General features: G+C 43.9%; 18 protein-coding genes. All 18 read right to left on the bottom strand.

The annotated features are described in order from the left end of the window. Positions 1 to 13: 13 nt before the first annotated feature. The 18 genes from V6B33_RS02345 to gucD all read right to left on the bottom strand — a co-directional run bounded on the left by V6B33_RS02345 (position 14) and on the right by gucD (position 12,784). Positions 14 to 229 (bottom strand): hypothetical protein, encoded by a 216-nt coding sequence (locus tag V6B33_RS02345; protein WP_334216127.1) that lies wholly within the window; start codon positions 227 to 229, stop codon positions 14 to 16. Between the two features lie 153 nt (positions 230 to 382). Next, the gene (locus tag V6B33_RS02340) at positions 383 to 562 is read right to left on the bottom strand and encodes a hypothetical protein (protein ID WP_334216126.1); all 180 of its coding nucleotides are present in this window, start codon (positions 560 to 562) and stop codon (positions 383 to 385) included. A gap of 145 nt (positions 563 to 707) precedes the next feature. Then, on the bottom strand, positions 708 to 947 hold the full coding sequence (locus V6B33_RS02335; protein ID WP_334216125.1) for a hypothetical protein: 240 nt from the start codon (positions 945 to 947) through the stop codon (positions 708 to 710). 25 nt (positions 948 to 972) lie between these two features. Beyond that, complete coding sequence (locus tag V6B33_RS02330; RefSeq protein ID WP_334216124.1) at positions 973 to 1,206, bottom strand: DUF2651 family protein; 234 nt, start codon at positions 1,204 to 1,206, stop codon at positions 973 to 975. Between the two features lie 208 nt (positions 1,207 to 1,414). Beyond that, entirely contained in the window at positions 1,415 to 1,759 is a 345-nt protein-coding gene (locus tag V6B33_RS02325; protein WP_334216123.1) for a DUF4181 domain-containing protein, read from the bottom strand. A gap of 244 nt (positions 1,760 to 2,003) precedes the next feature. Further along, positions 2,004 to 2,297: a hypothetical protein gene (locus V6B33_RS02320; protein ID WP_334216122.1), complete on the bottom strand. Its 294-nt coding sequence runs from the start codon at positions 2,295 to 2,297 to the stop codon at positions 2,004 to 2,006. Continuing rightward, complete coding sequence (locus V6B33_RS02315; protein ID WP_334216121.1) at positions 2,297 to 2,524, bottom strand: hypothetical protein; 228 nt, start codon at positions 2,522 to 2,524, stop codon at positions 2,297 to 2,299. The genes V6B33_RS02320 and V6B33_RS02315 overlap by 1 nt, the downstream gene beginning before the upstream one ends. A gap of 178 nt (positions 2,525 to 2,702) precedes the next feature. After that, positions 2,703 to 3,260 (bottom strand): DUF488 domain-containing protein, encoded by a 558-nt coding sequence (locus V6B33_RS02310; RefSeq protein WP_334216120.1) that lies wholly within the window; start codon positions 3,258 to 3,260, stop codon positions 2,703 to 2,705. A 72-nt stretch (positions 3,261 to 3,332) separates the two neighbouring features. After that, the gene (locus V6B33_RS02305; protein ID WP_334216119.1) at positions 3,333 to 3,734 is read right to left on the bottom strand and encodes a DUF4181 domain-containing protein; all 402 of its coding nucleotides are present in this window, start codon (positions 3,732 to 3,734) and stop codon (positions 3,333 to 3,335) included. 40 nt (positions 3,735 to 3,774) lie between these two features. Further along, complete coding sequence (locus V6B33_RS02300; RefSeq protein WP_334216118.1) at positions 3,775 to 4,125, bottom strand: DUF4181 domain-containing protein; 351 nt, start codon at positions 4,123 to 4,125, stop codon at positions 3,775 to 3,777. Positions 4,126 to 4,337: 212 nt separating this feature from the next. Continuing rightward, on the bottom strand, positions 4,338 to 4,781 hold the full coding sequence (locus V6B33_RS02295; RefSeq protein ID WP_334216117.1) for a GNAT family N-acetyltransferase: 444 nt from the start codon (positions 4,779 to 4,781) through the stop codon (positions 4,338 to 4,340). Between the two features lie 138 nt (positions 4,782 to 4,919). Further along, a complete protein-coding gene (locus V6B33_RS02290) occupies positions 4,920 to 5,243 on the bottom strand; it encodes an IDEAL domain-containing protein (RefSeq protein WP_334216116.1) in 324 nt (107 codons plus the stop codon). A gap of 72 nt (positions 5,244 to 5,315) precedes the next feature. Beyond that, a complete protein-coding gene (locus tag V6B33_RS02285; RefSeq protein WP_334216115.1) occupies positions 5,316 to 5,729 on the bottom strand; it encodes an RrF2 family transcriptional regulator in 414 nt (137 codons plus the stop codon). A 75-nt stretch (positions 5,730 to 5,804) separates the two neighbouring features. After that, positions 5,805 to 6,200: a transcriptional regulator SpxA gene (spxA, locus tag V6B33_RS02280; RefSeq protein WP_334216114.1), complete on the bottom strand. Its 396-nt coding sequence runs from the start codon at positions 6,198 to 6,200 to the stop codon at positions 5,805 to 5,807. Between the two features lie 575 nt (positions 6,201 to 6,775). Then, entirely contained in the window at positions 6,776 to 8,107 is a 1,332-nt protein-coding gene (locus tag V6B33_RS02275; RefSeq protein WP_334216113.1) for a TRAP transporter large permease subunit, read from the bottom strand. A gap of 205 nt (positions 8,108 to 8,312) precedes the next feature. Continuing rightward, positions 8,313 to 9,836, bottom strand: a complete 1,524-nt coding sequence (garD, locus tag V6B33_RS02270) for a galactarate dehydratase (protein ID WP_334216112.1) — start codon at positions 9,834 to 9,836, stop codon at positions 8,313 to 8,315. Between the two features lie 42 nt (positions 9,837 to 9,878). Further along, positions 9,879 to 11,249 carry a glucarate dehydratase gene (gudD, locus tag V6B33_RS02265; RefSeq protein WP_334216412.1) on the bottom strand — a complete coding sequence of 457 codons (1,371 nt, stop codon included), beginning with the start codon at positions 11,247 to 11,249 and terminating at the stop codon, positions 9,879 to 9,881. Between the two features lie 71 nt (positions 11,250 to 11,320). Next, positions 11,321 to 12,784 carry an alpha-ketoglutaric semialdehyde dehydrogenase GucD gene (gene gucD, locus V6B33_RS02260; protein WP_334216111.1) on the bottom strand — a complete coding sequence of 488 codons (1,464 nt, stop codon included), beginning with the start codon at positions 12,782 to 12,784 and terminating at the stop codon, positions 11,321 to 11,323. Positions 12,785 to 12,791: the final 7 nt, after the last annotated feature.

Raw genomic sequence — 12,791 nt, 5'->3', positions numbered from 1 at the left:
TCCAATAAACATTCTATTGTGATAAAATGGCATTCATTATTCTTTGATAACCAAAGGGTAATATGGAAGCGACTATAACACCGATAACAATGACTGAAGTTGAATAAACTACAATTTTGCGCTGTGATATCTCATTTCTCTTATATGCGATAATGAATACCTTGATCATAGAAAAGACAGTTATAATTATAATGATAGCTGAGAAAACACTTGTTAAAATGACTGCCATTGTGGACATCCTTTCTTAAAATTAAAATGCAGTACCAGAAAAATTCAAACTTTTATACCTATTCAACTCCCATCACACAATAAACTGCGTAAACCAGGCATTTGCTCCCAAAGACAAGGGACGCGCTGCCTCCTTTCTTATACCTCCCTTAGTTCAATCACTCTTCTTAATATGAATCACAAGCGATACAACAAATAATACCGGTAAATAAAAGAGGATTCCAAACACAATCAGAAATGCCGTGCCATTCGGCTCCCCGTCATCAAGAACCAATATGGAAATGAATCCGGAAAATAGTAACAACGCTATGCCAAATATCTTCAGGAACGTCAAGGGATCACCTTCTACCTTGTTTTCTCAATCTATTTCATAATTTCTACATCCATATATTCTAGAATTTAGTCAAGTTGTAAGTTTATCAAGCTCCTGGTAGAATGATTTTCACCTGTCATCTACGCTTACCACAAACCAAACCACTTCAGTAATGGATAACAATACCAATCGTCAATAAAATCGTTGTCGCAGCAATGAAGACGAGGTTGAATCCCAAAGACAACTTGCTTCCCTCTTGGAAATCCCGTATTGCACCCTCGATTCCGGTCACCATCCAAAAGCTCCCAAGGACCAGCCAGAATTCATTTCGCTGATCATTTGCGTGAAGAAAAAATGCTATTACAACTAAGGAGATTTTGATTGATAGAAAGACTTTCTTGCGCATAGTTCAACTCCAATCTGTACATTCTTTACCTTCTTTTGCTCAGTGCCATCACAATCACTCCGGACACCAGGGTCACAAGCGTATACAGAAATACCCATATCAAGAAGGTTTCGTTGAAAAAAAGATACAGGGCAATCATTGCGCAGATAAAAACCAACGCCGGTGAGGTAAAAATATTCTTAAAGATCATGTATCCTGCTATGCCTATAACGACTGAAATTATTGGAAATAAAATCAAGATCATAAAAAAGACATTCATCGGATCTCCCCCTCCTTGTCGTCTACTTTTAACTTCAGCAATAACACCGTTTTATCTTCTTGAATGATTCTTTTTACGAGTTCTCAACATGAACCATTGGTGAAGTCATGCGCCATAATTTTCCTTTTACTGGCTCCAAGCCCCCTGCAGGTCACCCGATAAAACACATACAGCAGAAATTTCAAGAAAAGTAATCTCATCAACCCATCTAAATAAGTAAATCAAATATGTAGCCGATCGTAATGAAGACGATGAAGAAAATAAGACCCGAAAGTGTAATCATATACTCCCTTTCAGCTCTAAACCATTGCATAAAGGCTTCGAATCCCCATAGCAAGATAATGATAATTGCCCCAGCCAGTTCTGATTCGAAAATCACAACTACTATAAAAAAGGCTGCCCAACCGATTCGCAGAATCCAAGTATGAATAGGGTTGACTCCCTCAGAACTGGATCTGCTTTTATTTGGAATGTTCCACCATCTCCTGGCCACCTTCTCAACAATGAAGAACACAGCTAAAAAAACAACTGCATAAATTATAAATTCGACCATCTGATGCTCCTCCAAAGCTCTGCCTGGCGGCTAATGACGAGAGTCTTCATCCCAATTATTTCAAATTAGTTTGGTATGACCAATCATTACTTCCATATTATTCCATTCATTCAGTCTTATCATAAAAAAAGTGCCTGGACCCTAATACTTAAAGGGTATCAGGAACAAGGCGTCGGGTCAGTATAAGCCAGTTCAAGGAATGTCACGTATTTTTTAAATGAAGTTAACGAATTAAAAGTATTTACTACAAGATAAGAGAATAAAAAAATGAAATCACGCCCATGCCAAAAGAGGCATATACACCTTCTTTTTCATCCTTCACTAAATATGATTCCACGCCGGAAGAAATGAGGTTCACTCCCAATGTCATCAGAATCCACTTGAAATAATCCATGGAGAATCCAGTGAGAAGGAACAGGATCAAAAGAATACACGCACAGACAAGCATGAGTACTTGTACGATGGCTAATGGCTTGATTCTTCTATTCGTTCTTTTATCTTTAAAGAACAATTTCAGCCATTTCTTTATTTGATGCATTACTCTCTGTTCAACTTGTGTGTGATGTCCCAAAGCAGCCCGATAATTACACCAAGTGAAATCGACACAACATAAAAAGGTGTCATATCTGTATCGGTAAGCATGCTCAAAGTTGTATTCCCCGTCCAACCGGCTGCCCCGCCTGCAAATGCACTTAATGCTGTCAGGTTTTCTTTTTTCTTTACTGTTTCTTTCGAGTCAGAACCTCTTTTTTCTACTTGTTCCATATTTGCCACCTCTATTTCTACAGTTTCCAATTACAGTTTATATTACCATAAAATGTAATTAATAGAGGTAGGAATTTGAATAATTTTCATGACATGCAGGAAAGATGCGCATGAGTTTGTTGATTAATTCAGGGCAAATCTGATCAACCGCGCACCGAGAAGATCCTAAGAGGCAGCGCTATCCATCCAACTCCGGATACACCACTGTCCCGCCCTCTTCAATAATTGGCAGCGCCCCCCATTTACCGAGTTCGTGACTGACCAGTTCGGCCTCCCCGTCTGAATCATCGATGATGTGGCAGACATTCCAACCGTTTGCTTGCAGTACGTTGCTGATCAGCAGTCGGTGGCACCTGGCCGGATGGCGTTCAGAGCACATGTAGGCAAGCTTTTTCCGGGAAGCTTCGTTTCTGAGTTCTTCGAGCCCATCCTTGAACTCATCCGTCAGCGTGTAATCTGCATAATTGTGAAACGACCGGTTGTTCCAACCTGCGTTCAGGTCTTCACCGATCGTGCCGGATATACGCCTCCTGCCCCCGAGTTTAGTGAAATGGCGGTACCCGAGTCCTGCTTCCGCTAGCCATTCCGACATGTTCTCCTTTTTGAACTGAGGGTGCTTGCGGCTGGCAGCGAATGCCCGGATATCCGCTATATATTCAATTTCTGCAGCCTCAAGCATCTTAAGGAATTGTTCTTTGGAGTGAGTCGAGTGCCCGATGGAGTATATATTATTCATGGAAAGACCTTCTTTCATGATTGTTGTATAATTTACTATACCCCGGTATCACATAGAGAACTCTTACTGCCCTTAGGAAAGCAACCAAAATCCCGTTGTAACAAGCAAGACTAACAAAATAGCTGTAAAACCCGTTTCGAATAAGGTATACGTGAATTCACGTTTGTCCTCGATATATTTCCTTTCCATATAGGCTTTGACTAATTGGCTGGAAATGAGCAGGTTGATAAAGTAAAAATAAGGCTGAAGATACCATCGGCTCTCACTGAAATCATAGATAATATTTAAGATAAGACCAATGAATAAGGCCGCTAACGTAAACATCCTCGTGAATTTATCCGCTTTTTCATGGTGCTTATTAATGATTTCATGCGCAAGAAGTTTCCGTCCGCCGACACCAAGACAGCGGCTGATTCCAAGGTGGCATACGTAATTCAGCAGAATGTAAATCAAAATGACGAAAATTATTTTCAAGAAGAAAAGCCCCAACCTTCTCCCCCTCTCCTTGGAAGAATCAATAGAAATAACCGAATGTAAAACCGACAGCGATAAAGACAATCATACAAGTCAAACCCATCAGTGAAATGACAAATTCTTTATCGGAGCGATTGTATTTCCACTGCATAAATGTATCAAATAACAAAAATAGAATGATAAAAAGTGCAATGAAGATCCTATTATTGATGAATACTACATTTATAAAAAACAGTGCCCAAAAGAAGCGCTCAATCCATTTATAATAGTTGTTGGACTCCTTAAGAGCCGTTCTTCGTTTATAGGGAATATTCAACTTCTTTCTCATAAGCCATTCGACGATCAGAAAAATGAATAATGAAATGGCGATGTAGCTGAAAAAAGTATACATGAGATACCCTCCAATTTCTGTCTGCCCTCAATGTGAGTTGTCTCCACTTCCAATTATTCCAAATCTTCCTGGTAGTATCAATTATTTTTTCTATATTGTTCCAATTTTTACACAAAAAAAGCCTGTCCCCTGATCCTCCTCCTCAGAGTTTTCAGAGAACAAGCACTTACCATAGATGGAACAAACAAAACAAACCATTTTCAACTTATCCTTTACTTTTCCAGCACCATATCAATATGCGGAATCCCATCATCCAAATAAGAATCCGTTATCGCAGTGAATCCAAACGATCCGTAGAACTCTCTTAAGTATTCCTGGGCCTGGATTTTTATTTTCGTTTCACCTAATTCGCCATGTAGGAAATCCAGTGATCTGATTAATAGTTCGCCTGCAAGCCCCCAGCCGCGGTATTCCTTCCTCACGAACACCCTGCCGATCGACGCTTCCGTATACGACACTCCTGGCGGGAGGAGTCTGGCATAGGCGGCAATCTCGCCGTTTTCTTCTTTATAAAGATGGTAGGAGAGAAGGTCCTTGCCGTCGACTTCGAGATACGGGCATTCCTGTTCGACCACGAAGACTTGGGTTCTTTCTTTTAGAATAGCGTACAGTTCGGTTGTTGTTAATTCATCAAAACGTTTTACATTCCAGCTCATGTGGTGACACCTCTTATGTATTGTGAGAATTTGATTCTTCTATTATAGGACAGGAAGGGATGAATTGAAAAAAGAGAACCCTCATAAAAAACGTGCCTGATCCCCGGTAATTCCGGGGGCCAGGCTCCTTTCATCATATTAACGCGTGTTTTTCACGAGATTTTTCATCGCATTTAACTTCGCCGTCAACTCAAGGAACCATTCTTCATCCCCGGTTGATAAAGCGAGGTCAATCAGGAATTGAATTTGCTCTTTATTCGCTATTTTGACCTCTGGCAGTTTCTTCACATCTTTTGCCAATAATGGGATAGATAAGCCTTCAATCTCCCTGTTGTCGCTTGTGACGACTTTGGCGCTTACAGTCGTTCCCTGAATATCGAAGTTCTCGATATAGCCGATGATCAATTCGCCGTCGCGGGATGTTCCTTTTACCCAATCGCCGGTTGTTAAGATTGTATTCATTTATTCCACCCTCTTTAAACTGAAATATTTTTTATTACATTTAAGTCGTAAGGAAAGTCGATCCCTTTCATGTCAATTTCCTTTTGAAATTAGATCGACGATGTCTTTTATCGTATATTGTTTCAAATACTCACCAAGATGTTCTTCCGCCCCGAGGAAGATGGTGAATAGTACCTTGTGCATATTCGCACCGACTACACACGCTTCATTCGATTCCGGGCACTTCGGCTGCAGGGCACCCTCTGACGTGAGTGTGTAGATGTCCCATAGGCTTACTTCGCTGAATTCCTTTGCAAAAATGAATCCGCCTCCGGTTCCTTCCTTCGACTTGATGATGCCGTGCTTCTTCAGTAAGCTCAGGACTTTCCGGATACGGACGGCATGGACCCCTGCACTCTCCGCGATTGCATCGCTCTTGGACATCCGGTCGTGCTGCAGGGCGAGATACGTTAAACTGTGAATGGCCAGAGTAAAATCACTATTCATGGGATTCCTCCTACTTTTCTATGTGCACGGTAATCGTAAATGGTACAGATCGGCGAGTCAAGTCTGCCGGTCCGCCTAGTTCGCCTCTTTCATCAATTCCTGATAATTGAACGTACGAAGTTTTCTCGGCAGGAAACTGCGGATTTCTTCATCGTTATAACCGACCTGGATTCGTTTCTCGTCCAGCATGATTGGTCTCTTCACCATTTTCGGATTCTCCATGATCAGTTGATACAACTGCTTAAGCGGCAGTGAATCAAGATCAACGTCCAACTCTTTATAGGTCTTGGAATTTGTCGAGATGATCTCCTCAGTCCCTTTTTCGGTGAGTCGCAGGATCGCTTTGATCTCATCCGCCGTCAGCGGCTCCGCCTGGATATTTCGTTCTGTATACTTGATCCCATGCTCTTCAAACCACGCTTTCGCTTTGCGGCAGGATGTACAGCTCGGTGTGATATATAGTGTGACCATTTTATCCACTCCTCTGTTTGTTTTAAAATATTTTATGTCAAGCTTACTTTAAATGTAACAATTATTTTTACAGTTATGATTTTAAAAAAGTTCCCTTGATTGAGAACTTCGCTTGTTCTTACTGTAATTATATTAGTTACAGTTGTGGATGTCAATAGCGGTTTTGGGAAAATTGGACTGTGTTCAGTCTATAAGTTTTCTTAATAAAATGGGACTTGAACCCGCTTCAGCCCTATTATCCCAAAACATTTTTTAGGAAACACGTATAAATTTCGTATTTTCAGTTAACTGAAGAATACATAGCCCCTTTTCGTATTGCAGCTCTGATTTGTTCGTGCCAAATTAACCTGCGGGAATGCAGTACAGGGGCTGGTTTCGTTTATTCGATTGTGTACCTGTTATTCTCATGCATAAGTCATGTTTAATAATAGCTTTTCCACATTCCACAGAACCAACTTTGCTTTCCTAAATAGGGATAAATCCCTTCTGTCCATAAAAACACATGCTTAGAGTTCAGTCCCTATCAGTCAGCAATACCGCCCACCTGATTCTGAGGCACATACCCAGCCGCTCCATTAGCTTACAATCAAAATGATTCCCAAGCCAATCACCGTTAAGATCGCTAGGTGAAGTCCATTTGAACGGATACCCGTCTCATAACCGGAGATTCCTACTATCTTACTGACCATTAAATTCAGTCCTGAGAATGGACTTGATGCACTTGAGATCGACCAGCTCAGTAATAACAGCATGGCCAGGGAGAGGTTGCTGATTCCGAGTTCTTCCGCCTTCAATTGCATGGCCAGTGCTGCGATGACGGCAATTTGATGAAGTCCAATGTAGGTGACCGCGACGACAATGCAGATTACCGCCAGTGCGAAGAGCAGAATTGAATCTGCTGCTACGTCTGTCAGGAAATCACTTAATGTGTTGGCAAAGGCCGTTCCCTGTACGGCATGGGCAAATAAGCCGGCGCTTGTGAACAGCATGATTTCATTGTTCATCATTGGTACGGATTGATCCCGATAGTTTTCAAGAAGCGGAATCAGGCGGGACCAGCCCTTAGTAAGCATTCCCCAGGCGAGTGGCAGGAGAATGGAAATGATACATACAATGATGATCATCGACCATTTAGTAAGGTATTCAATCGTTAATGAAGAGCTTAGTAGTACCGTTACAAACATGCCGAGCATAAGAAGTTGATTCCTGGATTTCCTTTCCAGGGGAACTTCAGGGGTATGATTTCTATCGAGCGGGTTCCTCCGTTCCCAGAATGCAAACAGGAAGTTGCCGATGAGCAGCGATAGAAAGGATAAACCGATTCCATAGACGATATATTTTCCGACTGCCATATCCAAATAGTACAGAACCAATGAAACAGATGCAAAATAGGGCGACCACATGATCGCTGTTGAGAATCCGATCATATAGCTTTTTGCACTCATGGTCGCAGGCAGTTTCAAATCGGACAGAAACTCACTAAGGATCCGAACGGAACCAAGGCTGAGAATTGGACTTAATATGAATAATGAAGTCGTGATACCTGCAAATAGACGACGTGGATGATGAAGCAGATTTCGTAACAGGGAATCGATCGCTTCAAAGTAACCGCCAAGTTTTAACGGTATCGACAGCAGCGGAGCAAGCGTCACTAAACAAAGCAATGGAAGTATCATCAAGATACCTTGACTGATTCCCTCTGCACCGGTGCCTTTGTAAAATTCGAGAATGATCCCCATTCCCATCATTAACATAGCAATGATGCGGGGAAATCCTTTTGCTTTCACGGCACTTGCCGTGAAGCTTGTGATAGCCAGCATGACAACGAGATAGCCAAGCCAGACATTTTGGATAAAATAATAACTGAGATACAGGATACACATTGACAATACGAGATAACTTCTCAAGCAAATTCCACCCCCTTTTTTATCAGCGAACCATTTACTTATATGCTCATTTCGCATGCTTTATAGTTTTACACACATGTCATTGTTCGATCGAACCTTGAAAACAGCGCGCTCATGAACTCCATTTCTGCACAAGTAGCGTAATCTTTTTATAACAAGAGAAAGGCAACCCGTATGAAGGGTATGCCTTTTCATTAAACCATTTTCATGTAACCGGGGCAGGGTTGAATAATGCCAAGTCATTGTGCAGGCTCCATTTCTCAGCCCATGTCTGTTTTCTCCCGCTTGCCACGTCTACTATATAATAAAAAAGCTCCCAGCCAACGTCCTCGATGGCGGCCTCACCAGTTGCAATTTGACCGGCATTGACGTCGATCAGATCATGCCATTGCTCCATCAGCGCATTTCTGGTCGAGACTTTGATCACCGGTGCCATGGCCAATCCGTAAGGGGTCCCTCTGCCGGTTGTGAATACCTGTAAATGCATTCCTGATGCCAGTTGGAGCGTCCCGCATACAAAGTCGCTGGCAGGTGTAGCCGCAAATAAAAGCCCCTTATGTTCCGCTTTTTCACCCGGTGATAATACTCCAGAGATAGGACTTCGGCCAGATTTCGCAATCGAACCGAGTGATTTTTCTACAACATTGGAGAGTCCTCCTTTTTTATTTCCTGGTGAGGGATTGGCACTTCTGTCTGCTTCCCCTCTCATCAGATACTCGTCATACCACTTCATTTCTTTGATAAGATCTTTTCCGACCTTTTCATTTACAGCCCTCGGTGTAAGTAAATGAACAGCATCCCGGACTTCTGTCACTTCAGAGAATAAAACCGTTGCTCCGGCCCGCACCAATAAATCTGCTGCGAAACCGACTGCGGGGTTCGCGGTCACTCCTGAGAAGGCGTCGCTGCCGCCGCACTGAAGCCCGACAACCAAATCGGAGACTGGACACGTTTCCCGCTGTCGACGGTTTAAAGTGACGAGACGTTCTTCTGCCTTTTCTTTAATAGTTTGAATCATGGTCGTAAATCCGTTCTGGTCCTGTAATGAAACGATCGATCCACTCTCACCGTCAGGGACAAGTCTGCTTGGAGCAAGCTTTTCACACCCCAATCCGACAACAAGCAGCTCCCCTCCAAAATTGGGATGCCTTGCGATATTCTGGATCGTTCGGATCGGGATTTCTGCATCCGGTGCGTTGATGGCGACTCCACACCCATATGTATGATTAATAGCTACAACATCATGAACGTTCGGATAGTTCGGCAGGATTTCTTTCTTGATTTCCCTAACTGCATAATCCAGTACACCAGACACACATTGAACACTTGTTGTAATACCGAGGATGTTCTTGATTCCAGCACTCCCATCGGAGTTCCGATACCCTTCAAAGGTAAATCCTTCAAGAGGCGGAAGCGCGTCAGGAATTTTCGTAGCGAGCTGAAGTTCATCCAATTCTGGCGGTGTCGGGAGCATGACGAGCGATTCTTTCATCCAGCTTCCCTTTTTAACAGGGGAGGCAGCATACCCGATCACTTCGCCGTAACGAATTATGGCATCTCCACTTGCAAGATCCGTCAGCGTTACTTTGTGACCTTGTGGAACGTATTCCATCAATTCAAGTCCACAAGGGAAATGGGTCCCTTCCGCAAGACCTTTCGAATTGACAATAATCGCTACGTTATCCTGCGGGTTTATCTGAATATATAGCGGAATTTCATTTAAAGACATTTGAAACGTCTCCTTTAGTCTTATATTTAGAAATCGCTCGTGTTATCTTACCAAACATGGCTTCTTATGATTAAATGTCCATCCGGGGATTAAATATTGCATGGCAACGGAATCATCCCGGCTCCCCAGTCCTTCTTTTTTATATAGGGCATGAGCCTTTTCAATTTGATCCATGTCGACTTCAACTCCCAGTCCCGGTTTATCAGGTACTTTTACCTTACCGTCCTGAATCTTGAATGGCTCTTTCGTCAACTGCTGTCCATCCTGCCAGATCCAGTGGGTATCGATGGCTGTAATACTCCCCGGCGCAGCTGCAGCAACATGAGTGAACATGGCCAGTGAAATGTCAAAATGATTATTCGAATGCGACCCCCATGTCAATCCCCAATCATGACACATCTGTGCAACCCGGACTGAACCCTGCATCGTCCAGAAGTGGGGGTCAGCAAGCGGAATATCCACCGAATGCAGCTGAATGGAATGCCCCATCTGCCTCCAGTCCGTCGCAATCATATTGGTTGCGGTCTTAAGACCCGTTGATCGTCTGAATTCTGCCATGATTTCTCTTGCTGAATACCCATTTTCAGCGCCGCATGGATCTTCTGCATAGGCAAGGACATGGTGCTGGTCACGGCATAAACGGACCGCTTCATCCAATGACCAGGCACCATTCGGATCAAGCGTCACCCTGGCACCAGGGAACCGTTCGGCAAGGGCGGATACAGCTTCTATCTCTTCTTTCCCCCGCAGCACACCGCCTTTTAATTTAAAGTCATTGAACCCATACTTGTCACGGGCAGCTTCCGCCAGCCTGACAATGGCTTCAGGTGTCATCGCTTCTTCATGACGCAAGCGGAACCAATCAGATTCATTGTTCAGATCACTGAGGTAAGGAAGATCTGTTTTCGCCCTGTCACCTACATAAAACAAATACCCAAGCATCTCCACTTCATCGCGCTGCTGCCCTTCGCCGAGCAATGCGGCTGCGGGTACATTCAGATGTTTCCCCAACAGATCAAGGAGAGCAGCTTCTAAAGCTGTCACCGCATGGATCGTCACCCGCAGATCAAATGTTTGAAGACCCCTTCCGGCGGCGTCACGATCACTGAATTGTTTCCGTACAGAATTAAGAATGGTATGGTACCTGCCAATGGACTGGCCGATGACAATCGGTCCGGCATCCTCCAGTGTTTTGCGAATCGCTTCTCCGCCCGGGACCTCCCCTACGCCTGTATGACCAGAATTATCCTTTAGGATAATGACATTCCGGGTAAAGCAGGGGCCATGGGCCCCGCTGAGATTTAATAACATACTGTCATGACCGGCAACCGGAATGACTTTCATATCCGTGATGACCGGTGTATGAGTTGGCTTTTCGTCCGATACCTGCTTTGCTGTTAGTTGCTGTTCGATCGTACCCACCCCTTATTTACAGATTCACCTACATATTCTTCTTTCCTTTGTGAAAACCTTTTTTGAATACACTACTTAACAAATACTGTCTTAATCGAGGTAAAGAACTCTTTAGCCGCTTCACCTTGCTCACGGGAATGTGAGCTTGATTGCTTCATTCCGCCGAACGGAGCTTGAAGCTCCACTCCAGCGCTTTCTGCGTTAATTCGCACCAGACCGGCTTCCATCTCCTCAATGAATGAAAGCATGCTGGAAATGTTACGTGTGAAGATTGATGCACTTAAGCCGTACTGGACATCATTCGCAATCGCAAGTCCATCCTCAAGTGTATTGACCTGGATCAATACAATGACGGGACCGAATATCTCTTCCTGTGCAATCGTCATGTCTGAAGTCACATTATCGAATATCGTCGGTTCTACGAAGTACCCTTTCTCAAGGTCTTCTTCAGTCAGCTGGCTGCCGCCGGTTAACAGTCTTGCTCCTTCTTGTTTTCCTTTTTCGATATAGGAGAGGACCGTTTTCATCTGTCCTTCACTTGCACAAGGTCCAAGCCAAATACCATCTTTCAACCCGTTCCCAATTGTGATCTCCTTCGTTTTAGCCACTAACCTGTCTTTAAAGTCTTCAAAGACTTCTGCCTCCACGATGACACGGCTTGTTGCTGTGCATTTTTGACCTGTGGACCTGAACGCCCCGCTGATTGTCGCCTCCACTGCCAGATCCAGATCGGCATCCGCGGCCACGATGACAGGGTTTTTACCGCCCATTTCCAATTGGTATTTGGCTCCACGTGCCAGCGCTGCCTGACCGATGGCTTTACCAACCGAATTGGAACCAGTGAATGTAATTCCATTTACATCGGGATGATCGGTAAGTGCCTGCCCGATGATTGAGCCGGAACCAGTCACAAAGTTCACAACACCTTTTGGAAGTCCGGCCTCTTCAAAACATTCTATGACTTTTGCCGCAGTAACCGCTGCTTCTTGTGCAGGTTTTAATACGACCGTATTCCCATAGATGAGTGCAGGAGCCATTTTCCAGATCGGAATGGCCACCGGGAAATTCCATGGAGTGATGACACCAACGACTCCGAGCGGTACTCTGCTTGTGAACATCAATGCATTGCTGTCAGTAGATGGGATGACATCTCCCACTTTACGCATTCCTTCACCTGCATAATAACGAAGGAGGGCGACTCCGCGGGCTGTTTCCCCTTTCGCTTCAGGAAAGGTTTTCCCCATTTCCCGTGTCATGCATTCTGCAATTTCATCCGTTCTTCTTTCAAGTATGTCTGCAGCTTTGTATAAGAACGCGCCTCTTTCGCTGCCGGCTAACTTTCTCCAGGCTTTTTGTGCTTCTTTGGCAGCAACAACCGCTTTGTCTGCCTCCTCTTTCGTCGACATCTGTACGTATCCGACAATTTCAGCTCGATCTGCCGGGTTTAAGCTTGGTTGAACATCTCCGCTCACTGATTCCTTCCACTCACCATTGATTAGATTCAAATACGTTTTATTTTTAATTTCTACAGTCATGTTTCTC

This window comes from Mangrovibacillus sp. Mu-81 (assembly GCF_036867415.1).
Classification (GTDB): domain Bacteria; phylum Bacillota; class Bacilli; order Bacillales; family Bacillaceae_B; genus Rossellomorea.
The sequence above is the reverse complement of the archived record's forward strand: the minus strand, read 5'-3'. Positions and strand labels throughout refer to the sequence as shown.

Excerpts from the sequence above, each read along its gene's own strand:
- V6B33_RS02345 (WP_334216127.1), bottom strand. The coding sequence starts at position 229 with ATGGCAGTCATTTTAACAAGTGTTTTCTCAGCTATCATTATAATTATA.
- V6B33_RS02335 (WP_334216125.1), bottom strand. The coding sequence starts at position 947 with ATGCGCAAGAAAGTCTTTCTATCAATCAAAATCTCCTTAGTTGTAATA.
- V6B33_RS02330 (WP_334216124.1), bottom strand. The coding sequence starts at position 1,206 with ATGAATGTCTTTTTTATGATCTTGATTTTATTTCCAATAATTTCAGTC.
- V6B33_RS02325 (WP_334216123.1), bottom strand. The coding sequence starts at position 1,759 with ATGGTCGAATTTATAATTTATGCAGTTGTTTTTTTAGCTGTGTTCTTC.
- V6B33_RS02320 (WP_334216122.1), bottom strand. The coding sequence starts at position 2,297 with ATGCATCAAATAAAGAAATGGCTGAAATTGTTCTTTAAAGATAAAAGA.
- V6B33_RS02315 (WP_334216121.1), bottom strand. The coding sequence starts at position 2,524 with ATGGAACAAGTAGAAAAAAGAGGTTCTGACTCGAAAGAAACAGTAAAG.
- V6B33_RS02310 (WP_334216120.1), bottom strand. The coding sequence starts at position 3,260 with ATGAATAATATATACTCCATCGGGCACTCGACTCACTCCAAAGAACAA.
- V6B33_RS02300 (WP_334216118.1), bottom strand. The coding sequence starts at position 4,125 with ATGTATACTTTTTTCAGCTACATCGCCATTTCATTATTCATTTTTCTG.
- V6B33_RS02295 (WP_334216117.1), bottom strand. The coding sequence starts at position 4,781 with ATGAGCTGGAATGTAAAACGTTTTGATGAATTAACAACAACCGAACTG.
- V6B33_RS02290 (WP_334216116.1), bottom strand. The coding sequence starts at position 5,243 with ATGAATACAATCTTAACAACCGGCGATTGGGTAAAAGGAACATCCCGC.
- V6B33_RS02285 (WP_334216115.1), bottom strand. The coding sequence starts at position 5,729 with ATGAATAGTGATTTTACTCTGGCCATTCACAGTTTAACGTATCTCGCC.
- spxA (WP_334216114.1), bottom strand. The coding sequence starts at position 6,200 with ATGGTCACACTATATATCACACCGAGCTGTACATCCTGCCGCAAAGCG.
- garD (WP_334216112.1), bottom strand. The coding sequence starts at position 9,836 with ATGTCTTTAAATGAAATTCCGCTATATATTCAGATAAACCCGCAGGAT.
- gucD (WP_334216111.1), bottom strand. The coding sequence starts at position 12,784 with ATGACTGTAGAAATTAAAAATAAAACGTATTTGAATCTAATCAATGGT.